Consider the following 22,879-nt stretch of genomic DNA (forward strand, 5'->3'; position numbering starts at 1 on the left):
GTCACAAAGATACGTGATATCCGGCCAATCAGGCCAAGCCGCCGTCGTGCGCGAGAATGGCCACCTGGGTCCGGTTCGCGGCCTCCAGCTTGGCCATGATGTGTCCAATGTGGACTTTCACGGTGGATTCGCTGAGCATCAGGACCTTCGCGATCTCGCTGTTGCTCAGCCCTTGGCCGATCTGGGCGGCGACGTCGCGTTCGCGGGGGGTCAGCGCGGCCAGTTTGGCGCGGGCGATTTCGCCGGTCGTGCCGGTGGCGAAGTTCGCGAGCAGGCGTTTGGTGATGCGGGGCGACAGCATCGCCTCGCCGCGCGCGACCACCCTAATCGCGTTGATCAGTTCCTTGGGCGGGGTGTGCTTGAGCAGGAACCCGGACGCGCCGTGCCGCAGCGCCGCGTAGACGTACTCGTCGACGTCGAACGTGGTCAGGATGACCACGGCGGGCGGTGACGGGCGCGCGGTGAGGCGTTTGGTGACCTCGATGCCGTCGACCTCGGGCATCTGGACGTCGGTGAGCACCACATCGGGGCGGTATCGGTCGGTCAGTTCGATCGCCCGCGCGCCGTCGGTGTCTTCGGCGACGACCTCGATGTCGTCGGCGGACTCGAGGATCATGCGGATGCCGCCGCGGACCAGCTCCTCGTCTTCGAGCAAGAGCACCTTGACCGTCATTTCGCCTCTCCGAGCGGGAACCGCGCGAGCACGCGGAACCGGCCGTCGCCGATCCGTCCCGCTTCCAGCGTGCCGCCGGTCAGCTCGACACGCTCGCGCATGCCGACCAGGCCGTAGCCGGAACCGGGCACACCCGCCGACCGCGGGGTGAGCCGGTTGGTCACCTCGACGTCGAGCCTGCCGTCTCCGGTCGCCAGGCGCACCTCGACGGCGGCGTGCGGCGCGTGCTTGGCGGCGTTGGTCAACGACTCCTGGACGACGCGATACACCGCGCGGCCGACCTGATCGGGGACCGTGGGGAGCGGGTCGGGCATCCGCAGCTCGACCCGCGCGCCGGTCGCGACGACCTCGTCCACCAGCGCTTCGAGCGAGGCGAGCGCGCCTTCGCCTGACCTGGTCGGCGTCGTCGCGTCCTCGTCGCGCAGCACGCGCAGGATGTCGCGGAGCTCTTCGAGCGCGGTGGCGCTGACGGCGCGGATCGTCTCGGCGGCCCGTTCGGTGCGCTCGTCGCTCGCCATCACCGACAACGCGCCCGCCTGCAGCGCGACCGCGGTGACCCGATGGGCGACGACGTCGTGCATCTCACGCGCGATCCGGCGCCGCTCGGCGAAGACGGCCTGGTCGGCGAGCAAGGTGCGGGTGCGCTCGGCCTCCTCGGCGCGCTCACGCAGCACCGCGAGCAGCGCGGCGCGCTGATGCATCCACAGCCCGGCGAGCGCCGGGCCGACCACGGACATGCCCAGCGCGATGACCGCGACCGTCCAGTCGAACGGTCCCTGGAAGGCATGGGGGACAGCGATGATCACGATGGTCACCAGCGCCGCGACGCCGGTCGCGACGCTGATCCCGCGCTTGGCCGCGACGGTGTACAGCGAGATCATCAGCGGCAGCAGCGTGACGTCGAGCGCCGTCGCGGCCGCCGAGACCAGCAGCACGACGAACGGCCAGCGACGACGCGCCAGCAGCGCCAGGCCCGAGACGATCACCGCCGGGACGTGCAACGGCGGGTGCGGGTCGGCCGGGTCACCGCTGGCCAGCGAGAACGCGATGGCAGCCGCGGCGACCGCGACATCGAGCGCGAGCAGGCTCGCCCGGCCGTCCCACCAGGCGAGCCTTCCGCATTCCATCGTCCCCAGGCTAGGCCCGTCGAGCCGATGCCACCGCTCAGGTGTCACGGCGAGCCAGGGTGAACTTCGTCGCCGTGAGCGCCGCCGCGACCAGCGCGGCGAACACGAGCGGCCCGGTCCAGCCGGACGCGCCGGTGGACAGCAGCGCTGTGCCGTTGAACGGCAACGCGGTCATCGGCACCTTCACCACGGCACCCAGTATCGTCTCCGCGATCAGCGTCCAGACGGCGAACACGCCGAGACCGGCCGCGGTGTGCCGCAGCAGCCCGCCGAGCGCCACCCCGGCGAGTCCGGAAAGGACGGTCAGCAGCACGACTCCGCCCGCCGCGGCGGCACCCCGCGCGGCGTCGGCGGGCAGCGTCCCACCACCGGCGAGCACCCCTGCGCCGGCGAGCACGACCATCAGCACCCCGGCCAGCAGCCCGAGCCCACCGGTCACCAGCGCCCGCGCGCCGACGATCCGGCCGGGTGCCCGCACGACCAGCCTCGTGGTCGCGATCGTCCCGTGCTGATAGTCGAGCCCGAACGCGCACACCCCGACGGCGGCCACCAACAGCGCACCCAGCCGCGCCGTCAACCCGAACGAAGACACGAACGCGTCGAGATCGCCGAGATCCCTTTTAAGCCCCCAATAAAGCCCGGAGGCGAACTGCACGACCCCGGCGCTGAGCAACAGCACCCACGTCGACCGCAGTGACCGCACCCGAAACCATTCATAAGCCAACGCCTTGTTCACGAAATCTCCCCTCGATGCCGGACCGAGCCTGCGGTAGCCGCCAAGAACGCCTCTTCGAGCCCGCTGCGCCGCACGAACAACTCCCGCACCGCGACACCCGCCCGCGCCGCCACATCCGCGACGACCTCGGTGTCCGCGGTCCCGACGACGAGTTCCCCCGGCTGCTCCTGGCTGACCCGCAAACCCGTGCGCGTCAACGCCACCTGCAACGCGGCGGCCTGCTGCGTGCGCACGACCACGTCGGTGCACGAATGCCGCTCGACGAACTCCGCCATCGGCCCGGCCGACAGCAACCGGCCGTCCCCGATGACGATCAGGTCATCGGCGAGCTGGGACATCTCACCGAGCAGATGCGACGACGCGAAGATCGTGCGCCCCTCGCCGGCCAGCCCGCGCAGGAACCGGCGGATCCAGCGCACCCCCTCGGGATCGAGGCCATTGGCGGGCTCGTCGAGTATCAGGTACTCCGGGTCGCCGAGCAGCGCCGCGGCCAGCCCGAGACGTTGTTTCATACCAAGGCTGAACTGACCGGCGGCCTTGTCCGCCACCGATTCGAGCCCGACGATGCCGAGCACCTCACGAACCCGTTTCGCGGGCAGCCCGCCGCCCGCGGCGATCATCCGCAGATGCGCGGCGGCCGTCCGCGCCGGATGCACCGCACTCGCCTCGAGAAAGACCCCGACTGTCCTTGTCGGATCATCGAGTTGCGCGTAGCCGAGCCCGCCGAACGTCGTCTGGCCCTCGCCATGTGTAAGCCCGAGCATGAGCCTGATCGCCGTCGACTTCCCGGCGCCATTCGGCCCGAGAAACCCCGTCACCACCCCGGGCCGCACGGCGAACGAGAGATTCTCGACGCCACCACCGTTGCGATACCGCTTGGTCAGCCCGGCCGCGACGATCGCGGCGCTCACGCCCCCACCTGCCGGTAGGCGTTCCCTTTGCCGACGACGAACCACAGCAGCGACCCGAGGAACGGCGCGCACAACGCGAAGATCACCCAGACCAGCTTCATACCCCCGCTGAGCGGCGACCCCAGGATGCTGACCAGCGCGCCGAGGAACAGCAGCGCGAACGCGAGGATGACGGCGATGATCAGCCCGCCCGCGACCCAGGCCTCCGGCCGGGTCTGCGTGGCGAGTACTTGGACGGCGTGCATGTGGTTCTCCCCGGTCTCTCGTGATGCGATGAGTCCAGACTGGCCGCTGGGGGAGAGATCGACATCAGAAGATCAGCGAGAACCGCCTAGGCGAAAAGTACTAGCCGCGAGCATTGCGTAGGCTCCCGTAATGCGTGCATCGGACTTGACGCTCGAACAGGTCGCACAGGAAGCCCTCGCCTGCCCCCTGCTTGTCGCAGCTCAGGCTCTCGCCGAGTGGATCGGCCAAGGCAAGCCGATCACCGGGAGTTGGGTGCTCAAGCCCGCGGCCGCGATCGAGGCGTGTGACCTGCTCGGCATCGAGACGCCGGCACGCAAACTCCGGAGTGCGGGCGACATTCCCCAGCTGGTGGCGGTGTGGACGGCGGCGCGGGGCGCCGGCTTCATCGAGCTTTCGAACACCAAGGTGATGGCGAGCCCGGCACTGCGAGCGTGGCGCGAGGGGGACCCTGGCGCCGTGGTCGCCATCTGGACCCAGGGTGCGAGGGCGTGGTTCGGGCTGGATGACGCCGATCCGGACGAAGAGGCGCTGGAACACCTGGCCACGCTCGTCACCCTCGACGATCACGGCGGCTCCGCCCCGCTGGAGGACCTGAGGGCGGGCATCGAGCGATTGCTCGGCGGAATTCCGTCATGCTCCTGCCCGGATTGTGCTCCGTCGCCCTTGTTACCCGGCGTTTTCGCCGACTTCGACGGATACGGCGAGAGCGACGCCCGCGCGGCGGTACGGATGCTGGGTGAATTCGGAGTCGCCGTCCTGCGCGACGGTCTGGCCGAATTGACACTGCTCGGCAACTGGCTCGCCGATTTCACGTTCCGCCAAAGTGCCCCGTCCGCGGATGCCGAAGCCGAGGTTCTGGTCAGCGCGCTGGCTCAGGTGCCGGACTTGGCGGCGACGGTGCTCGCGCGCCCCTGGCTTTCGTCCCGCACACCGGCCGATGCGGGCGACGCACTGCTCGCGGCCGCCGAAGCCATGGCGGGGCGAGAGCGCCTCACGGCCGTCACCCTGGCTCGCGAATGCGGCGCGGCGGCGGAATCCACCTGGCGCCGCTGGGCCGTCAAAGGCGGCATCGGCGCTTACGCCCGGATTTGGCTGGCCGAGCAGGAGGGTGTTGAGCCTGTCGATGCCGATATCGCGTGGCTCAGTGCGGATGCGCTGGTGGCGGTGGTGGACGCGCTACCGCCCGATTTCCCCGAGGAAGTGACGCCAGGTTTCCTGCTGGCCCAGTTCGGCGACGACTTGATCGAATCCCTGTCGCTCATCGAGCGGAGCGGACATCCGGAAGCGCCCCGGCTCACCAAGCTGTTCAGCGCAGGCTCTGCACGGCCTCGCAGCCTGACTCCACTGCCGGGCCCGGTTCGCGGCGGCAGTGTCGACGCCACCTATCAGATCAAGGTCCAGCTGGTCGGCGTGACCAAACCACCCGTGTGGCGGCGCATCCAGGTGTCCGCGGGCTTCAGCCTCGATCAGCTCCACGACGTGATCCAGGACGCCATGGGCTGGTTCGACTGCCACCTGCACAAGTTCTCCGACGAATGGCGCGAGTACGGGGACACAGACCCCGAACTCGGCTACTTCGACGAGCGGACGGTGCGGCTGTCCCAGCTGCTCGCCGAGACCGGTGACAAGATCCACTACACCTATGACTTCGGCGACAATTGGGACCACGTCATCACGTTGGAGAAGGTGCTCCCACCTGACGTGGCGGCCGCGGGTCCGTCGTGCACCGCGGGCAAAGGTGCGTGCCCGCCCGAAGACTGCGGCGGATCTTGGGGTTACGCGGACCTGAAGAATTCGCTGGCGGACCCTGAGGCCGAGGACCACGAGGACTTGCTCGAGTGGTTGGGTTTGGCGTCGGGTGACGAGTTCGATCCCCATGCCTTTTCCGTCGGGAAGGTCAGTGCCCGGCTCGGCCGGCCGAATCGCTAGCGCTACGGCGTTCGAGCAGCACGACGTCACGCCAGCGCCCATGCTGCGCGCCGATCCGCTCCCGCACGCCGACTTCCCGGAACCCGGCGCGCCGGTGCAGCGCGAGACTGGCCGTGTTCTCCGGGAAGATTCCACTTTGGATCGTCCAGATCCCGGCTGCCTCCGTCGAAGCGATGAGCCGGTCCAGCAGCGCGCCGCCGACACCGCGGCCGTGCGCCTCGGGGTCGACGTAGACGCTGTGTTCCACCACGCCCGCGTAAACACAGCGCGACGACACCGGGGTCACCGCGATCCAGCCGAGCACGCGGCCGGTGTCGTCGAGCGCCACGAACCGATGCGAAGGCAGGCGGGTGGCGTCCCAGGTCGCCCAGTCGGGCGCGGTCGTCTCGAAGCTGGCCTCGCCGGTGTCGAGCCCGGCTTGGTAGATGGCGAGGATGGCGTCGGCGTGCTCGTGCGTCGCGGGGACGACCCTGACCTTCGCATGTGGTGACAACTCGGCAAGAAGTGACCGAACGCGCTGGTCGATGTCGTCGCGGATGGCACGGACGGCGTCGGCGCCCTGTCCGGCTGGGTCGTCGAGTTGCCAGTCGAGGTAGCGCTTGCCAGGGAATACCGGGCAGGCGTCGCCGCAGCCCATGGTGATGACGACGTCCGAGGCTTCGACCGCGTCTGTGGTGAGGCGCTTGGGCAGTTCGTGGGAGACGTCGATGCCGAGTTCGGCCATGACCGTCACGACGGCGGGGTTGACCGAATCGGCGGGCGCGGACCCGGCGGAGCGGACGAGGACACGGCCTTGGGCGTGGTGGTGCAGCAAGGCGGCGGCCATCTGGGAGCGGCCCGCGTTGTGGACGCAGACGAAGAGGACTTCAGGAATCACGGGAACTCCGGGTTCGCAGTGCGAGTGAGACGTAGACGAGTCCGACGAGGACGGGCACTTCGATGAGTGGGCCGACGACGCCGGCGAGCGCCTGGCCGCTGGTGGCGCCGAAGGTGGCGATCGCGACGGCGATGGCGAGTTCGAAGTTGTTGCCGGCGGCCGTGAACGCGAGAGTGGTGGCGCGGGCGTAACCAAGTCCGGCGGCCTTGCCGAGCAGATAGGCGCCGGCCCACATGATCGCGAAGTAGGCGAGCAGCGGCAGCGCGATCCGCGCCACGTCCGTGGGCCTGCCGGTGATCTGTTCGCCTTGCAGCGCGAAGAGAATCACGATGGTGAACAGCAGTCCGTAGAGCGCGGCGGGCCCGATGCGGGGGAGGAAGGCCGACTCGTACCAGTCACGGCCGCGAGCGCGTTCACCGAACCGGCGAGTCAGATACCCGGCCAGCAAAGGGATGCCGAGGAAGATCAGGGTACTTTTCGCGATCTGCCAACCGGAGACGGCGAGGTCGGCTTGCGGCAGGCCGAGCCAGCCGGGCAACACGGCGAGGTAGAACCAGCCGAGCACACCGAACATGAGCACCTGGAACACCGAGTTCAGCGCGACGAGCACCGCCGCGGCCTCGCGGTCGCCGCAAGCGAGGTCGTTCCAGATGACGACCATCGCGATGCACCGGGCGAGGCCGACGATGATCAGACCGGTGCGATACTCGGGCAGGTCCGGCAGCAGCAGCCAGGCGAGCGCGAACATCAGCGCAGGGCCGGCGACCCAGTTCAACGCCAGCGACGTCCACAGCAGACGCTTGTCGCCGGTGACCGTGTCGAGCCGGTCGTAGCGGACCTTCGCCAGCACCGGGTACATCATCACCAGCAACCCGAGCGCGATCGGCAACGAGATCCCGTCGACCGTCACCGCGCCCAGCACGTCCGCCAGTCCGGGGACGAGCCGTCCGGCGAGCAGCCCGGCCGCCATCGCGGCGCCGATCCACACCGGCAGCAGCCGGTCCAAAGTGGACAGCTTCCCGGCCACGGCGGTGGTGCTCACGTGGTCACCAGCACCGCGGCCAGCCTGCCGAGCACCTCCGGATGCACCCGGTAGTACACCCAGGTCCCACGCCGTTCCCCGCTGATCAACCCGGCTTCCCGCAGCACCTTCAGGTGATGCGAGATCGTCGGCCCGCTCAACTCGAACGCGTCGGTCAGCTCGCATACGCACGTTTCGCCACCTTCACGGGAAGCGATCATCGACAGCAGCCGCAGCCGGACCGGGTCGGCCATCGCCTTGAACAGCCGCGACAGCTCCACGGCCTGCTCCTCGCTCAGCGGGTCGCGCACCAGCGGCGCGCAGCAGGCGTCCTGCACTTGCTTCGACATGTATCTATATTGACAGACTTCTAAATAGAGAGCAATCTACTTAGACATTCATCTATTCAAGGAGGCAGAGATGTCCCGAGTCCAGCTCGCGCTCCGAGTCGGCGACCTGCGGGGATCGATCGACTTCTACTCGAAGCTGTTCGGGGTCGAGCCCGCGAAGCTGCGCCCCGGTTACGCCAACTTCGCCATCGCGGAGCCCCCGCTCAAGCTCGTCCTCCTCGAAGGCGAGCCCGGCCAGGCCACGGTCATGGACCACCTCGGCGTCGAGGTCGAATCCACCGAGCAGGTCAGCGCCGCGAGCGCCCGCCTCACCGGCGAAGGTCTGGACACGTTGACCGAAGACGACACGACGTGCTGCTACGCCGTACAGGACAAGGTCTGGGTGCACGGACCCGGAAAGGAGCCGTGGGAGGTCTACACGGTCAAGGCCGACTCGGAAACCTTCAGCGCCTCCTGCTGCTGACGACGTCGCTGCCTCGGGTAGTCCAGAAAGGACGGCCGGGCCAAGATAGCGGCATGACGGATGGACGGTTGGCCAAGGTAGCCGACCCTGCTGAGCACTTGGCCTGGTTGTCCCAGGACAGCACGAGCACGGGATGGGCGACCGGCCACGACAAGTCAGGCTGGGAAGACTCGGCCTGGACACTGCACGCGATGTGGAAGCAGGCGTCGCGTTCCCGGCAGGCTGCGCCGCCGGTCATCAACGGGATCAATCTCGACGACGTAAGCGTCGACACAGGCGTGCCGCTTGGCTACGTGCCCAGCCCAGGCGAGGGAGCGACGCGCCTGCGCTGGGCCGAGCTGGCCGGCCGGATGGGCTTCCGGCTCGGGGAAGGCCAGCAGGTGCCACCTAGCCGTCGCTGGTTCCCGATCACCAGCTGGCCTGCCGACGTCGAGCCGCCGTCCGAGGGCTCGCTTGACGAGACGAGCTTGCGCGCTTTGCTGCGGATTCTCGCTCGGCACTCCGCGAGCACTTGCTACGCGTATTACGCGTCTGTGCCTAGCGGCGACTGGGACGAGCCGACGTTGTTCAGCGGCCCGCTCGACGCGATTCCCGACCTTGTCGGCGGGCCGGACGCGATGGCTGCGACGCCGTCGAACATCTGGCCTGCCGACCGGTCCTGGTTCGTCTACACCGACTGGGATCTCTGGGCGACCCGGGTGAGCGGCTCACGAGAGCTGATCGCCGAACTCGGCGCGGATCCCGACCTCGAAACCGTCGCCGTGCATCGGGGGTGAACAACTTGGCAGTCAGCGATGTCCGGCTTCCCAAAGGGCTGCGATGGGAAGCGACAAGAGTTGTTCGCCGAAGTTGATGCTGCCTCGCTTGCCCGTGTGCAGAACGATGCCGTGGCTGAACTGGTCACCGACTTGGTCACGTAGTGCGGCAAGACCTTTGAAGTCATCGGCGGTGACTGTGTCCCTTGCTTTGGATTCAATACCGACGATCTGGCCGTCTTCCCGTTCGAGGATCACGTCCACTTCCGGGCCGCCGCTGACTCTCCAATGGTGGAGCCGGACCTGTGTCTCGCTCCAGGAGGCCTGCTTGGCGAGTTCGTTGACGATGAATGTCTCGACGAGTGGACCACGCGCCGGAGCTACAGGCTTGGCCAGCGATTCTGGGGAAACGCCGAGTAGTGAGGTTGCCAGGCCGGTATCGGTGACATGCACTTTGGCGTGTTTTACGACTCTCGCTGTCGGATTCCGGGACCAAGCGGGGAGCCTGTGTATCAGGAATACCGCTTCCAATAGTTCGAGGTAGCGATTCACTGTTGTGCGGTGAAGGCCGGTCTTGTTCGAAGTGTGGACGCTGTTGTGCTCCTGGGCGGTAATGGAGGCGAGGTAGGACAAGAGCGTGGTGATCGCACTGGGCTCGTTGAGTCGTGTCATTTCGCGGATGTCGCGTTCTGCGATCGCCCGCACGTAACTGCGGAACCAGGTTCGGCGGGCCCGAGCACTGTGCATGAGGGCGGGCTCAGGGAAACCGCCTCGGCAGATGCGTTCAAAGTAGCCGGCACGGTCTACTTCAGACGGTGAGAAGTCGCGCAATGAGCCTGGATCATCGAACACGATGTCGATGAACTTGTCGAACCTGCCGTCGAACTCACCTTGAGAGAAGGGCCAGACATCGACGACCGCACCTCGTCCGGCGAGCGATTCGGACAGGCTGGGGGTGGAGAGAAAACGGGTAGATCCGGCGAGGACGTACCGGCCCGGTCTCTGAATCGCGTCGACTTCAGCCTTGATCGCCCTGACCAGTGGATCGCCGGCTCGTTGGACCTCGTCGATGAGCCTCGGTTCGGTCCCGCTTCCGGCGAACCCCAATGGGTCGCTGATCGCAGCCTGCAAGAGCTGTTCATCGTCGAGGTTGAACAGCGTGCCGCCGTGCCGAGTTCGCACGTGTCCGAGCAGTGTGGTCTTACCTGCCTGCCGGGGCCCGTTGAGTATCACGACGCGGAAGGTGGAGAGGTACTCCTCGACGAGGCCACAGCACGCGCGTGGTAGATCGGAATCAGGCATGACCACCTCGGCTGATCGTCGGGCACGACAGTCGAAGTGTACATTCCTCGGTCAGTTGGACCGACATCTCACAGAATGTTGGACCGACATCTGACAGCGGAACAAGGCGACATATTGATGATCTTGTCTGGACGCGTGCGGTCGCGGTTGGGTGCTACCAGCCGCGTTCGCGCCACTCGTCGAGGTGAGGCCGCTCGGCCCCGAGTGTCGTGTCGTCGCCGTGCCCGGGGTAGACCCAGGTCTCATCGGGCAGCACTCCGAAGATCCGCTCCGTTACGTCACCGATCAGCGACGAGAAGTCCTCGGGGTTTGTTGTCCGCCCAACGCCTCCTGGGAACAGCGAGTCCCCGGTGAACAGGTGCGGCGTGCCCGACGGATCCCGGTACAGCAGCGCGATCGAACCGGGCGTGTGCCCGCGCAGGTGGATGATCTCCAGGTCGCATTCGCCGACCTTCAACGTGTCGCCGTGCTCGACCAGGAAGTCCGGCGGAATCGGCAGTACCGAGGCATCTAGAGGGTGCGCGGCGGTGTTCGCACCGTTCGCACCGGCGACCGCGCCCAGTGCCTGCCAGTGATCGCCGTGCTGGTGGGTGGTGACGACCGTGCGGAGCGCCGGGCGGTCGGGGCCGTGGCCGATGACGTCGGAGATGCGCTCCGGGTCGTTGGCCGCGTCGATCAGGAGGGCCTCGTTCGTGCGAAGGCAGACCAGCAGGTACGCGTTGTTGTCCATCGGGCCGACCGACAGCTTGGTGATCGTCAGTTCGGGCAGTGCGCGGACGGCGGCTGGGCCGCCCGGCTCGACGTGGCCGGTGTAGTTCACCTGCCACACCGTAGTCGTTTCACTCCAACCAGTTCTACCCGCACGAGTAGGTCACAGGTTGGCCACGTACGCTCGGGGTTCCCCGACCCCGATCAACCTCAGGACGAACGTGGCGAACTCCCCGAAGCCGACAGCCCGGCGCCTCAGTTGGGATGTCATCAGGGTGGTCGCCGTCCTCTCGGTCGTGCTCGGGCACATCACGCACCAGTCGAAGATCATGCATCCGGAGCTGGCCGGGTACCCGTTCACGGTGCCCGTGCAGTTCGGCGCGACGATCCTGCTGGTCATCTCCGCGTACTTCATGTGCGCGACGCTGCGTAAGGACAAGCCGGGCCGCTGGCTGTGGAAAAAGGCCTGCCGGGTGCTGCCCGGCTACCTGATCGCCGTCTTGATCACCTACGTCATGATGCGGATCGCGGCGTCGGCGTTCAGCGGGCAGGAACTGCACAGCGGGCTGAGTGGCTTCCTGTTCGACCCGGCGATCGGGTCGCCGACCACGGACGCGCCCTGGTATCTGCCCAATGGGCTGGATCTGTACTCCAACCTGCTGATGATCCAGCAGTGGTCGACGGACTTCAATTATCTCGACGGCTCGTACTGGACGCTGCCGGTGCAGATCATGGCGTTCACGTCGGCGGCTCTGCTCTTCCCTCGCCGGTGGCGGACCGACAAGACGGTGGTCGTGCTGATCTGGGCGATGCTGGTCGTGCCGCTGGTCATCCGGTTCGTGATCTTCACGCCGACGAACACGCCGAGCTGGGCGGTCACCGCGATCTTCGGGCTGGGGCTGCACCGGGTGCACGCCTTCGCCATCGGGATCGCCATCTACCTGTGGACGAAGAACCGGCTCAAGACCTGGCACCTCGGGCTGCTGCTGGCGGGCACGGTCGTCGCGCAGGACCTGCACATGTTCCCGCTGCACTACGCGACCGCGATCGACCCGCAGCGGCTGCCGTCGGTGGCCGGGTTCGCGGTGATGCTGCTCGCGCTGTGCGCGGCCGCCAAAGGCCCTGACTGGACGTGGTTCCGGCCGCTGGCCCGGCCAATCAAATGGCTGGCGGGTATCTCTTTCGGGTTATATCTGGTGCACCAGGAGCTCGGCTACATGCTGGCCAGGGCCCTGCGCGACCTCGGCGCGACGCCGTGGGAGAGACTGGTGCTCGTGCTGGCCGCGGCGATCGTGGCCGGCTGGCTGCTGACGGTGCTCGTCGAACGCCCGGCGTACCGCCTGCTCACGAGGGAACAAAAAGCTGCATCGCTCGCGTTGCCTCACCCGTCCCCGCCGGTGGATGACCTGGTAGAGGGGCATGCGAAGACCGCTTCGCCGATTTCTGTCGGTGGTCCGTCCTAGCATGGGGTGGCGCTCCGTATGAGCGCTCCAAGACCGATTTTTTCTTGAAGGGACCCTGGCGTGGCTGATCGCCTCGTTGTTCGCGGCGCCCGCGAGCACAACCTCCGTGGGGTGGACCTCGACCTGCCCCGGGACAGCCTCATCGTTTTCACCGGCCTGTCCGGGTCCGGCAAGTCGAGCCTCGCGTTCGACACCATCTTCGCCGAAGGGCAGCGCCGCTACGTCGAGTCGCTGTCGGCCTACGCCCGCCAGTTCCTGGGTCAGATGGACAAGCCGGACGTCGACTTCATCGAGGGCCTCTCGCCCGCGGTGTCGATCGACCAGAAGTCCACCTCGCGCAACCCGCGCTCGACGGTGGGCACCATCACCGAGGTCTACGACTACCTGCGGCTGCTCTACGCGCGCGCCGGCAAGGCGCACTGCCCGAAGTGCGGCGAGCTGATCAGCAAGCAGACGCCGCAGCAGATCGTCGACCAGGTGCTCGAGATGGACGAGGGCCTGAAGTTCCAGGTGCTCGCGCCCGTCGTGCGCGGCCGCAAGGGCGAGTACACGGACCTGTTCGCGAACCTGCAGCAGCAGGGGTACGCCCGTGTGCTGGTCGACGGCACGGTCCACGCGCTCACCGACCCGCCGAAGCTGAAGAAGCAGGAAAAGCACGAGATCGGCGTCGTGATCGACCGGCTGAGCGTCAAGTCGAGCTCCCGGCAGCGGCTCACCGACTCGGTCGAGACGGCGCTGCGGCTGGCCGACGGCCTCGTCGAGCTGGACTTCGTCGACCTCGACGAGAACGACCCGCACCGCAAGCGCGGCTTCTCCGAGAACCTCGCGTGCCCGAACGGTCACCCGCTGGCGATCGAGGACCTCGAGCCGCGCTCGTTCTCCTTCAACTCGCCGTACGGCGCCTGCCCGGAGTGCACCGGCCTCGGCATCCGCAAGGAGGTCGACCCCGAGCTGGTCGTCCCCGACGACGAGCTCTCGCTCGGCCAGGGCGCCATCGCGCCGTGGGCGGGCGGCCAGAGCGCGGAGTACTTCATCCGCCTGCTCGAGTCGCTCTCGGAGACCATCGGCTTCCGCATGGACGTCCCGTGGCGCAAGCTGCCCGCCAAGGCGCAGAAGGCCGTCCTGCACGGTGTCGACGAGCAGGTCCACGTCCGGTACAAGAACCGCTACGGCCGTCAGCGCTCGTACTACGCGAACTTCGAGGGCGTCATCCCGTTCCTGGAGCGCCGCCAGGAGCAGACCGAGTCCGAGTACATGCGTGAGCGGTACGAGGGCTACATGCGCGAGGTGCCGTGCCCGGCCTGCCAGGGCACCCGCCTCAAGCCGGAGATCCTCGCGGTCACCCTGGAGCACGCCACCAAGGGAGACCACTCGATCGCCGAGGTCTGCGCGCTGTCCATCGCCGAGGCCTCGGAGTTCCTCGATTCGCTGGTGCTCGGCACCCGCGAGAAGATGATCGCGGGCGCGGTGCTCAAGGAGATCCAGGCCCGCCTGCGCTTCCTGCTCGACGTCGGCCTCACCTACCTGTCGCTGGACCGCGCGTCCGGCACGCTCTCGGGTGGCGAGGCGCAGCGCATCCGGCTGGCGACGCAGATCGGCTCCGGCCTGGTCGGCGTGCTGTACGTACTGGACGAGCCGTCGATCGGCCTGCACCAGCGCGACAACCACCGCCTGATCGAGACGCTGACCAGGCTGCGCGACCTCGGCAACACGCTGATCGTGGTCGAGCACGACGAGGACACCATCCGCTCCAGCGACTGGGTGGTCGACATCGGCCCCGGCGCCGGTGAGCACGGCGGCCACATCGTCCACAGTGGACCGTACAAGAAACTGTTGCGCAACAAGGACTCGCTGACCGGGCTCTACCTCGCGGGCAAGCACAAGATCGAGGTGCCCGCCATCCGGCGCCCGGTCGACAAGAAGCGCCAGCTGACCGTCGTCGGCGCGCGCGAGCACAACCTGCGCGGGCTGGACGTGAGCTTCCCGCTCGGCTGCCTGGTCTCGGTCACCGGCGTCTCCGGCTCCGGCAAGTCGACGCTGGTCAACGACATCCTGGCCACGGTGCTGGCGAACAAGCTCAACGGCGCCCGCCAGGTGCCGGGCAGGCACACCCGGATCAACGGGCTCGGCGAGGTCGACAAGCTCGTCCGCGTCGACCAGTCGCCGATCGGCCGGACCCCGCGGTCCAACCCGGCCACCTACACCGGCGTGTGGGACCACGTGCGCAAGCTGTTCGCGTCCACCACCGAGGCCAAGGTCCGCGGCTACCAGCAGGGCCGGTTCTCGTTCAACGTCAAGGGCGGGCGCTGCGAGGCGTGCGCGGGCGACGGCACGATCAAGATCGAGATGAACTTCCTGCCGGACGTCTACGTCCCGTGTGAGGTCTGCAAGGGCGCCCGGTACAACCGCGAGACCCTCGAAGTCCACTACAAGGGCAAGACGGTCTCGGACATCCTCGACATGCCGATCGAGGAGGCCGCGGAGTTCTTCGAGCCGATCAAGGCCATCCACCGCCACCTGGCCACGCTGGTCGACGTCGGTCTCGGCTACGTCCGGCTCGGCCAGCCGGCGCCGACCCTGTCCGGCGGCGAGGCGCAGCGCGTCAAGCTGGCCAGCGAGCTGCAGAAGCGCTCGACCGGCAAGACGGTGTACATCCTCGACGAGCCGACCACCGGCCTGCACTTCGAGGACATCCGCAAGCTGCTCGGCGTCATCAACGGCCTGGTCGACAAGGGGAACTCGGTCATCGTGATCGAGCACAACCTCGACGTCATCAAGACCTCGGACTGGATCATCGACATGGGTCCGGAGGGTGGCTCCGGCGGTGGCACGCTCGTCGCGCAGGGCACGCCGGAGCAGGTCGCGGCCACCGACGAGAGCTACACCGGGCAGTTCCTCAAAGAGGTACTCGCGCAGTAACCGCACATTTTCACCAACGATTTGAACCGGTCGGGCAACCCGGTCGTGTGGGTGGTGTCGAACAGGTCGCGCCGGTAGGGGCGGACCTCGAAGCACCAGGAGGTTCCCCATGACCGGCGCCCGGACCGCCGTGATCTCCGCTGGCACGAAAGCGGGGCGCGGATGAACGCAACTCTCGCTGGTGCGGCGACCTTCGGGGTTCGCGTTGCAGTACTGTCCTCGCCGACCAAGAACACCGGCGAGAGGACGCGAGTGGCGATCGGAGGCTGGCGGCCCAAGCGGGCCAAGGGCGAAGACCTGATCCGGCACTTGTACGAGGAGCACGGCAGAAGCCTGCTGGCGTATGCCACCAGGCTGACCGGAGATCGGGCTGCCGCCGAGGACGTGGTGCAGGAGACACTGGTCAGGGCTTGGAAACACGCCGACGACCTGGAGAACGGCAAGGGCTCGGTCCGCGGGTGGCTGCTCACCGTGGCGCGGAACATCATCACCGACCGGGTGCGTGCGCGAGCGTCGCGTCCCCAGGAGGTCGAAGAGCCCGCCGAATCGCCCGCGACCTCGAAGGACCACGCCCAGGGCGTGGTCGACTCGATGACCGTGCTGGGCGCGATGGACGGGCTTTCCCCGGAACACCGGGAAGTGCTCGTCGAGTTGTACTACCGGGGACACACCGTCACCGAAGCGGCCCAATCGTTGGGGATCGCGGCTGGCACGGTGAAATCCCGGTCCTATTACGCATTACGCGCACTACGTGCCGTGATGCAGGGCAAAGGAACGGAGGCAGCGCGATGAGCGCGATTGATCACGATCACGCGCCGCTGGGCGCGTACGTTCTCGGTGCTTTGGACGAGAACGAAAGCCGCGAGTTCGAAGCCCATCTCGCCACCTGCGACGCCTGCCGTCGCGAAGCGGATGAACTGAGCGAACTACGCGATCAACTGGACGAGGTGCCGCCGGAGGCGTTCCTCGACGGTCCCCCCGAGGGCGGTGACCTGCTGCTGCAGCGCACGCTGCGCAGCGTGCGGGCGGCGGAGGAGGCCTTGACCGGCACTCCGCGCCGACCGAAGCGGTTCCTGGCGCTCGCCGGCGCGGCGGCGCTGGTGGTGGTGGCGCTCGGCGGTGGCGTGCTCGTCGGCAGGCAGACCGCGCCGGAGAACTCGGGGCCGCCGCAGGCGATCCCGACGACCTCGGCGGTACCGGGCACGAAGACCCTCGCCGGGACGGACGGCAGCGTGAAACTCGCCGCGACGGTGACGCCGGCGGCGGGCTGGATCCGGGTGCACGCGAAGGTCGACGGCGTGCACGAAGGCGAGAAATGCCAGCTCATCGTCATGTCGAAGTCCGGCGAGGCGATCATCGCGGGCAGCTGGATCGTCTCGGCCAAGGGTGAGAAGGACGGAACCGGACTCGACGGGTCCGCGCTGGTGCCCGCCGACCAGGTCGCCTCGGTCGACGTGGTGACCACGGACGGGCGGAAGCTGGTGTCGGCCTCGGTATGAGGTCGTACCGGTTCCGGAGCACCTGGCTGCTGAAGGCGGCGCCGAACCTCGTGTTCGGCGCCGTCGTCGACCTGGCCGGGTATCCGGACTGGTGGTCCGACGTCCGCTCGGTGCGCCGGATCGACGACGACACCGCCGAGCTGGTCTGCCGCGCGACGCTGCCGTTCGAGCTGGTGCTGCGCATGCGCCGGGCCGTCGAGGACGAGCAGGCCGGCCGGATCCGGGTGGACCTCAGCGGCGACCTCGAAGGCTTCCTCGCCGGCCGGATCACGGATCTCGGCGGCGTGACCAAGCTCGAGATCGCGCAGGAAGTGGTGGCGCACAAGCCGATTCTGCGCCGCTTCGGTTCCGTCGCCGGCCCCGTCTTCCGGCTGAACCACGCACTGATGATGTGGCGCGGCCGCCGCGGCCTGACCGCCCACCTGAGCTAGACCGCGATAAAGCGGGCTTTACTCCCGGGGATAAAGCCTGCTTTATCCCCGGGAGTAAAGCCCGCTAAATCCTGGGGGATAAAGCCCGCTGAACTTCGCGCGATAAAGCCCGCTTTACTCCGGGGAGTAAAGCGGGCTTTATCGCGGTCGCCGAGCGGGAACGGGGGAACCCCCGCCCGACGACCGGATGGCGGTCAGACCGCCGCGGGTTCCCGCTCTTCCTTGCGTTCCGAGGGAGATTCGGAATGCTCGTCGAGCAAGGTGGTCTCGTCGAAGGGCGCCTGGCCTGCGAACACCCGGCCTGCCTGGTCGCGGTCGAACTCCTTGGTCCACGACCCGATCAGCACGGTGGCGACCGCGTTGCCCGCGAAGTTGGTCAGTGCGCGGGCCTCGGACATGAACCGGTCGATGCCGAGGATGAAGCCGACGCCGTCGACCAGCTCGGGCCGGTGCGACTGCAGGCCACCGGCCAGCGTCGCGATGCCGGCGCCGCTGACGCCCGCCGCGCCCTTGGACGCGATGATCATGAACACCAGCAGGGAGATCTGCTCACCCAGCGACAGCGGCTTGTCCTGCGCGGTGGCGATGAACAGCGTCGCCATCGTCAGGTAGATCGCGGTGCCGTCGAGGTTGAACGAGTACCCGGTCGGCACGGTGATGCCGGTGACCGGCTTGCTGACACCCAGGTGCTCCATCTTCGCGATGAGCCGTGGCAGCGCCGACTCCGAGGACGAGGTCGACAGGATCAGCAGGAACTCGCGGCCCAGGTACTTCAGCAGCTTGAAGATGTTGACCCGCGCGCCGATCCACAGCACCGCGCCGAGCACGCCGAAGACGAACACCAGGCAGGTCAGGTAGAAGCCGATCATGATGACCGCGAGGCTGCGCAGCGCGCCCCAGCCGGTCTCGCCGACGACGGCGGCGATGGCGCCGAACGCGCCGATCGGGGCGGCCCACATGACCATGGCCAGAATCCGGAACACCAGGCGCTGGATGTGCTCGATCCCGTTCAGGATCGGCTTGCCCTTCGCGCCGAGCTTCTGCAGCGCGAACCCGGCGAGCAGCGCGACGAGCAGCGTCTGCAGCACCTGGCCGCTGGTGAACGCCGACGCGAAGCTCGTCGGGATGATGCCGAGCAGGAAGTCGGTGCCGCCCGCCGCGGTGGTGGCCTGCTTGTGCGCGCTGGTGGCGGCCGCCGGGTCGAGGTGCAGCCCGGAGCCGGGGTGCAGCAGGTTGCCGACGACCAGTCCGATGGCGAGCGCGAACGTCGACATCAGCACGAAGTAGCCGAGCGCGAGCAGGCCGACCTTGCCGACCTTCGCCGCCTTCGCGACCGAGCCGATGCCGAGCACGATCGTGCAGAAGATGATGGGGGAGATCATCATCTTGATCAGGTTCACGAACCCGGTGCCGAGCGGCTTGAGGTCCTTGGCGAACCCGGGTGCGAGGAAGCCGACGAGCACGCCGAGCACCACGGCGGCCAACACGGCTAAATACAAGTAGTGCGTTTTGTCGCGTCGACGGGTGGCGGTGGGCACCATTGCCTCCAGCAGGGGGTAAAGGGGATTGCGGAGACTATGCGTGCCCGGGTGAGCCAGGTCACGGTTGTGTTCATTGAGTACATGTCACTGACAGCTGGTTGAAGACTTGTGCTGGTATGTGTGGGTGCCAACGAACCCACGCCAGTGGAGTCTCGCCAGGCAGTTGCTCGTGCTCCAGGCCGCCATCGTGGGTGTGCTCGCCGGAGCCGGGTTCCTGCTGGCCTACCTCGACGCGGACAGCGCGACCGACGCCAAGGCGCGCGACAAGGTCACCGTCGTCGCACGCACGGTGGCCGACGCGCCGAGCGTGCAGGCCGCATTGTCCACACCGGACCCATCGGCGGTGCTGCAGCCGTTCGCGGAGCGGGTGCGGGCCGACACCGAGGTCGACTTCATCACGATCATGAACCGTGACGGCATCCGGTTCACCCATCCGAACCCGGCGCTGATCGGCAAGCCGTACATCGGCACGACCACAGAAGCGTTGCAGGGCAGCCTGTTCACCGAGACCTACACGGGTTCGCTCGGGCCGTCGGTGCGCACCATCGTGCCGGTGAAGGCGGGCGGCCAGGTGGTCGCGATGGTCTCGGTCGGCATCACGGTCGACATGATCACCGCCGATCTGCGCGAGCGGCTGTGGACGCTCGCCGCGGTCATCGGCTCCGTGCTGGTCGCCGGGCTGATCGGCAGCCTGCTGGTGAGCGCGCGAGTCCGCCGTCAGACCCATGGCGTCGCGCCCGCCGAGCTGCGGGACATGTTCTCCTATCACGAGGCAGTGCTGCACGCGGTGCGCGAAGGTCTCGTGCTCGTCGGCGGCGACGGCGTCATACTGCTGTGCAACGACGGCGCCCGCGACCTGCTGGACGTCGCCGACCCGACCGGGTCCGCGGTCGCCGACCTCGGCCTGCCGGACGGCCTGGCCGAGGCGTTCATGAGCAGCCGCGCCGACGAGATCCACGTGACCGACAGCCGGGTGCTGGTGGTCAACGTGACGCCGGTCAGCATGGGCACCGTGGTCACGTTGCGGGACCACACCGAATTGCAGACGCTCACCGGTGAACTGAACACGGTGCGCGGTTTCGCGGAAGCGCTGCGTTCACAGGCGCACGAGGCCGCGAACCGGCTGCACACCGTCGTTTCCCTGGTCGAGATCGGAAAACCACGCGAGGCCGTCGAGTTCGCCACCGCCGAACTCCAGCTCGCCCAGCAGCTGACCGACCGCGTCGTCGGCGCGGTCGAGGAGCCGGTGCTGGCGGCCCTGCTGCTGGGCAAAGCGGCCGAGGCCGCCGAGCGCGGCATCGAACTGACCATCACCGAGGACACCGCCATCGAAGACACGGCCATCGCCGCCCGCGACCTGGTGACGATCCTGGGCAACCTCATCGACAACGCCATCGACGCCGCATCGTCCACAGTGGTCGTCACGGCCCGCGCCGAGGAGGGCTCGCTACTGCTGCGCGTCTCCGACGACGGTCCTGGCATACCGCCTGGCGCCGACGTCTTCCGCCGAGGCTGGTCGACGAAACCGGCCGAGGGCCACGGCGTCGGCCTGGCACTGGTCGGCCAAGCGGTCCGCCGCTACCACGGCACGATCGACATCGGCAGCGACACCGGCGCGGTCTTCACGGTCAGGCTGCCGCTGTGATCAAAGTGCTGATCGTCGAAGACGAACCGGTCGCCGCCGAGGCGCACAAGGTCTACGTCTCACGCCTCGCCGGGTTCAGCGTCGCCGGGGTGGTGCATTCGGGCGGTGACGCCTTGCGTTTCGTCGAGCGCACTCCCGTCGACCTGGTGCTGCTGGACTTCTACCTGCCCGACACCCACGGCCTCGCGGTCTGCCGTTCCTTGCGCGCGGCCGGTTTCCCGGTCGACGTCATCGCGGTGACCTCCGCCCGAGACCTCGCGGTGGTCAAGGCCGCGGTGTCGGTCGGCGTGGTCCAGTACCTGCTGAAGCCGTTCACTTTCGCTTCGTTGAAGGAAAAACTCGAACGCTACGCCGAGTTTCGGAGTTCGGCGGGGGAGGTGGCCGGGCAGGCGGAGATCGACCGCGCGCTGGGTTCGCTGCGTGCTTCGGACCAGTCGGCCTTGCCGAAGGGCATGAGCGCGCCGACGTTGACGGCGATCACCGAAGCCTTGGCCGCGGCCGAAGACGGCCTGTCAGCCGGAGCTGCGGCCGCCGCGATCGGCGCTTCCCGCGTCACCGCGCGCCGATACCTGGAATACCTGGCGGACAACGGACTCGCGCAGCGCGAACCCCGCTACGGCCAAGTCGGCCGGCCGGAGGTCTGGTACCGCGCACGATGAGGTCGTGAGTGTTCCCGACGGTTAGAACCGTTCGGGTAACTATTCAGGACCCCCCTGGTTGGAGTAGTCACGTCTCCTACCAGGGGGTTTCCGAAGCAAAATGCGCTTCAGTGAAGCGCCTTGCGCCCGATTTGCCTGTTTCACAAGATCGAATAGGCCGCCTTTTGTGGTCTGGACCATTTTTCCCACGTCGCTGACCTGCATATACGTCGAGCTGGGGGTACCTGAATAGTTACCCGTTCGGAACACTCACGAGTCAGCCAGCGGTGCAGGGAAATCGCGAGTTCGACGGGTGCGTCGTAGTGGATGAGGTGGCCCGCCCCGGGGATGATGTCCAGTAACGCGCCGGGAATGGCCTCGGCGAGCGTCGACGCCCTGTCAGCCGGAATCCAGGTGTCGTCGGCACCCCAGATGACCTTGACTGGCAGATCGAGCTCGGAATAGCGGTCCTGCACCTCGTCGGTGTAGCGGACATCGGCCTCCGCGATCTGCTGATAGAACGCGCGCTGCCCATCGGCACTCAGCCACGGCTCGGTCAAGGTGTCGAGCTGCGCACGGCTGAGGCCACGATGACTGGCCGTCGCGATGTACGACTCCAGCGCACCCCGGTGCACCACCGCGGGCTGTGCCGCGAAGACATCGGCGTTCGCGGCGACGAGCCGGAAGAAGTCCGAACCCCACGGGCGCAGCGCCACGACGTCGACCAGCGCGAGTGAGGCGTATTCCGCGTCGTGCAGCAGGTTCGCGCGCAGTGCGACGGCGCCGCCGTAGTCGTGAGCGACCACGTGCGGCCGTGTCAGCCCCCAGTGCGTGAGCAGCTCGGCCAGCAGCTCGCCCTGCGTGCCGAGGTCGACCGCCTGCCCGGCGTGCTTCGACGACTGACCGTAGCCCGGCATGTCCCACAGGTAGACGGAATACTCCCGGCTGAGCGCACGCGCGAAGGGCGCCCACAGCTGCGCGGACCAGGGCGTTCCGTGGCACATGACCACCGGGTCTCCGGCCCCCAGCCGATCCCAGGCGACTGAGCGCCCTCGCCATGCGAAGGTCTGGGACAGCTGAAGATCGTCGTTCCCCATGATCGGGACCCTACGTCATGATCGGTGTATAACGACTTATATTGCGTCGCGCTGATCCGCGCCCGTCGCTAGGGTGGGCGAATGGTGTCGGTCAAGCAGGTCCAGATCACTTTCGACTGCGCGGAACCTGAGCGTGTCGCTCGTTTCTGGTGCGAGATCCTGGGTTATGTCGTCCCGCCGCCACCGAAGGGATTCGACAGCTGGTCGGATTTCGACCGCTCCCAGCCCGCCGAGCGGCAAGGCGCGTCGTTCGCTTGCGTCGACCCGACAGGTGCGGGTCCGCGGCTGTACTTCCAGCGCGTTCCCGAAGGCAAGGTCGTCAAGAATCGGGTGCACATCGACGTGCGGGCGGCCGTCGGTCTCGCGGGCGCGGAGCGTCTCGCCGCGCTCAAGGCCGAATGCGCCCGGCTGGTCGAACTCGGTGCGGTGTGCGAGGAAGTGCTGGTCTCCGATGACCTCAACGAGTCGTGCATCCGGATGCACGACATCGAGGGCAACGAGTTCTGCCTCGACTGAGCGTCTCAGGTGCCGCGCACGGTGAGGTCGTG

Annotated in this window: 23 protein-coding genes; 11 read left to right on the forward strand and 12 right to left on the reverse strand. The window is 67.7% G+C overall.

Going from position 1 to position 22,879, the window contains the following annotated elements:
• Nucleotides 1-28: 28 nt before the first annotated feature.
• From AB5J62_RS13600 to AB5J62_RS13620, 5 genes are read right to left on the reverse strand one after another with little or no spacing between them, the layout of a single operon-like run.
• Entirely contained in the window at nucleotides 29-673 is a 645-nt protein-coding gene (locus AB5J62_RS13600; RefSeq protein ID WP_370948572.1) for a response regulator, read from the reverse strand.
• Nucleotides 670-1,800, reverse strand: a complete 1,131-nt coding sequence (locus AB5J62_RS13605; RefSeq protein ID WP_370948573.1) for a sensor histidine kinase — start codon at nucleotides 1,798-1,800, stop codon at nucleotides 670-672. The genes AB5J62_RS13600 and AB5J62_RS13605 overlap by 4 nt, the downstream gene beginning before the upstream one ends.
• A 37-nt stretch (nucleotides 1,801-1,837) precedes the next feature.
• Nucleotides 1,838-2,536 carry a hypothetical protein gene (locus AB5J62_RS13610; protein ID WP_370948574.1) on the reverse strand — a complete coding sequence of 233 codons (699 nt, stop codon included), beginning with the start codon at nucleotides 2,534-2,536 and terminating at the stop codon, nucleotides 1,838-1,840.
• Nucleotides 2,533-3,447, reverse strand: a complete 915-nt coding sequence (locus AB5J62_RS13615) for an ATP-binding cassette domain-containing protein (RefSeq protein WP_370948575.1) — start codon at nucleotides 3,445-3,447, stop codon at nucleotides 2,533-2,535. Before AB5J62_RS13615 ends, AB5J62_RS13610 begins: the two co-directional genes overlap by 4 nt.
• Entirely contained in the window at nucleotides 3,444-3,692 is a 249-nt protein-coding gene (locus AB5J62_RS13620; protein WP_370948576.1) for a PLDc N-terminal domain-containing protein, read from the reverse strand. Before AB5J62_RS13620 ends, AB5J62_RS13615 begins: the two co-directional genes overlap by 4 nt.
• A gap of 130 nt (nucleotides 3,693-3,822) precedes the next feature.
• On the opposite strand from AB5J62_RS13620, the gene AB5J62_RS13625 reads away from it, so the two are divergent.
• Nucleotides 3,823-5,622: a plasmid pRiA4b ORF-3 family protein gene (locus tag AB5J62_RS13625; RefSeq protein ID WP_370948577.1), complete on the forward strand. Its 1,800-nt coding sequence runs from the start codon at nucleotides 3,823-3,825 to the stop codon at nucleotides 5,620-5,622.
• Here AB5J62_RS13625 and AB5J62_RS13630 read toward each other — a convergent pair.
• From AB5J62_RS13630 to AB5J62_RS13640, 3 genes are read right to left on the reverse strand one after another with little or no spacing between them, the layout of a single operon-like run.
• Nucleotides 5,591-6,448 (reverse strand): GNAT family N-acetyltransferase, encoded by an 858-nt coding sequence (locus AB5J62_RS13630; RefSeq protein WP_370950254.1) that lies wholly within the window; start codon nucleotides 6,446-6,448, stop codon nucleotides 5,591-5,593. The two genes, AB5J62_RS13625 and AB5J62_RS13630, sit on opposite strands and share 32 nt — an antisense overlap.
• Nucleotides 6,449-6,488: 40 nt before the next feature.
• The gene (gene arsB / locus AB5J62_RS13635) at nucleotides 6,489-7,541 is read right to left on the reverse strand and encodes an ACR3 family arsenite efflux transporter (RefSeq protein WP_370948578.1); all 1,053 of its coding nucleotides are present in this window, start codon (nucleotides 7,539-7,541) and stop codon (nucleotides 6,489-6,491) included.
• Nucleotides 7,538-7,870, reverse strand: coding sequence for a metalloregulator ArsR/SmtB family transcription factor (locus tag AB5J62_RS13640; RefSeq protein ID WP_370948579.1), 333 nt, complete (start codon nucleotides 7,868-7,870; stop codon nucleotides 7,538-7,540). The genes arsB and AB5J62_RS13640 overlap by 4 nt, the downstream gene beginning before the upstream one ends.
• 70 nt (nucleotides 7,871-7,940) lie before the next feature.
• On the opposite strand from AB5J62_RS13640, the gene AB5J62_RS13645 reads away from it, so the two are divergent.
• A complete protein-coding gene (locus AB5J62_RS13645; RefSeq protein ID WP_370948580.1) occupies nucleotides 7,941-8,333 on the forward strand; it encodes an ArsI/CadI family heavy metal resistance metalloenzyme in 393 nt (130 codons plus the stop codon).
• Between the two features lie 53 nt (nucleotides 8,334-8,386).
• On the forward strand, nucleotides 8,387-9,109 hold the full coding sequence (locus AB5J62_RS13650; RefSeq protein WP_370948581.1) for a hypothetical protein: 723 nt from the start codon (nucleotides 8,387-8,389) through the stop codon (nucleotides 9,107-9,109).
• 12 nt (nucleotides 9,110-9,121) lie between these two features.
• Here the strand turns inward: AB5J62_RS13650 and AB5J62_RS13655 are convergent, their stop codons facing one another.
• On the reverse strand, nucleotides 9,122-10,390 hold the full coding sequence (locus tag AB5J62_RS13655; protein WP_370948582.1) for an ATP-binding protein: 1,269 nt from the start codon (nucleotides 10,388-10,390) through the stop codon (nucleotides 9,122-9,124).
• Nucleotides 10,391-10,544: 154 nt separating this feature from the next.
• Complete coding sequence (locus tag AB5J62_RS13660) at nucleotides 10,545-11,219, reverse strand: MBL fold metallo-hydrolase (RefSeq protein WP_370948583.1); 675 nt, start codon at nucleotides 11,217-11,219, stop codon at nucleotides 10,545-10,547.
• Nucleotides 11,220-11,319: 100 nt separating this feature from the next.
• On the opposite strand from AB5J62_RS13660, the gene AB5J62_RS13665 reads away from it, so the two are divergent.
• From AB5J62_RS13665 to AB5J62_RS13685, 5 genes are all read left to right on the forward strand, one after another.
• On the forward strand, nucleotides 11,320-12,561 hold the full coding sequence (locus AB5J62_RS13665) for an acyltransferase family protein (RefSeq protein ID WP_370948584.1): 1,242 nt from the start codon (nucleotides 11,320-11,322) through the stop codon (nucleotides 12,559-12,561).
• A 60-nt stretch (nucleotides 12,562-12,621) separates the two neighbouring features.
• The gene (gene uvrA / locus AB5J62_RS13670; RefSeq protein WP_370948585.1) at nucleotides 12,622-15,480 is read left to right on the forward strand and encodes an excinuclease ABC subunit UvrA; all 2,859 of its coding nucleotides are present in this window, start codon (nucleotides 12,622-12,624) and stop codon (nucleotides 15,478-15,480) included.
• A 252-nt stretch (nucleotides 15,481-15,732) separates the two neighbouring features.
• Nucleotides 15,733-16,272: a sigma-70 family RNA polymerase sigma factor gene (locus AB5J62_RS13675; protein WP_370950255.1), complete on the forward strand. Its 540-nt coding sequence runs from the start codon at nucleotides 15,733-15,735 to the stop codon at nucleotides 16,270-16,272.
• Nucleotides 16,269-16,979, forward strand: coding sequence for an anti-sigma factor (locus AB5J62_RS13680; protein ID WP_370948586.1), 711 nt, complete (start codon nucleotides 16,269-16,271; stop codon nucleotides 16,977-16,979). Before AB5J62_RS13675 ends, AB5J62_RS13680 begins: the two co-directional genes overlap by 4 nt.
• On the forward strand, nucleotides 16,976-17,410 hold the full coding sequence (locus AB5J62_RS13685) for a polyketide cyclase (protein WP_370948587.1): 435 nt from the start codon (nucleotides 16,976-16,978) through the stop codon (nucleotides 17,408-17,410). The genes AB5J62_RS13680 and AB5J62_RS13685 overlap by 4 nt, the downstream gene beginning before the upstream one ends.
• 194 nt (nucleotides 17,411-17,604) lie before the next feature.
• Here AB5J62_RS13685 and AB5J62_RS13690 read toward each other — a convergent pair whose 3' ends face one another.
• Nucleotides 17,605-18,951 (reverse strand): cation:dicarboxylate symporter family transporter, encoded by a 1,347-nt coding sequence (locus tag AB5J62_RS13690; protein ID WP_370948588.1) that lies wholly within the window; start codon nucleotides 18,949-18,951, stop codon nucleotides 17,605-17,607.
• Between the two features lie 124 nt (nucleotides 18,952-19,075).
• Here AB5J62_RS13690 and AB5J62_RS13695 point away from each other — a divergent pair, with 124 nt between their 5' ends.
• Both AB5J62_RS13695 and AB5J62_RS13700 read left to right on the forward strand, forming a co-directional pair.
• Nucleotides 19,076-20,596, forward strand: a complete 1,521-nt coding sequence (locus AB5J62_RS13695) for an ATP-binding protein (RefSeq protein ID WP_370948589.1) — start codon at nucleotides 19,076-19,078, stop codon at nucleotides 20,594-20,596.
• Entirely contained in the window at nucleotides 20,593-21,255 is a 663-nt protein-coding gene (locus tag AB5J62_RS13700) for a response regulator (RefSeq protein ID WP_370948590.1), read from the forward strand. Before AB5J62_RS13695 ends, AB5J62_RS13700 begins: the two co-directional genes overlap by 4 nt.
• A 140-nt stretch (nucleotides 21,256-21,395) precedes the next feature.
• On the opposite strand, the gene AB5J62_RS13705 is transcribed toward AB5J62_RS13700, so the two are convergent.
• Nucleotides 21,396-22,331, reverse strand: a complete 936-nt coding sequence (locus tag AB5J62_RS13705; protein ID WP_370948591.1) for an alpha/beta fold hydrolase — start codon at nucleotides 22,329-22,331, stop codon at nucleotides 21,396-21,398.
• An 81-nt stretch (nucleotides 22,332-22,412) separates the two neighbouring features.
• On the opposite strand from AB5J62_RS13705, the gene AB5J62_RS13710 reads away from it, so the two are divergent.
• Nucleotides 22,413-22,847 carry a VOC family protein gene (locus tag AB5J62_RS13710; RefSeq protein ID WP_370948592.1) on the forward strand — a complete coding sequence of 145 codons (435 nt, stop codon included), beginning with the start codon at nucleotides 22,413-22,415 and terminating at the stop codon, nucleotides 22,845-22,847.
• Nucleotides 22,848-22,879: the final 32 nt, after the last annotated feature.

The organism is Amycolatopsis sp. cg5 (genome assembly GCF_041346955.1).
Classification (GTDB): domain Bacteria; phylum Actinomycetota; class Actinomycetes; order Mycobacteriales; family Pseudonocardiaceae; genus Amycolatopsis.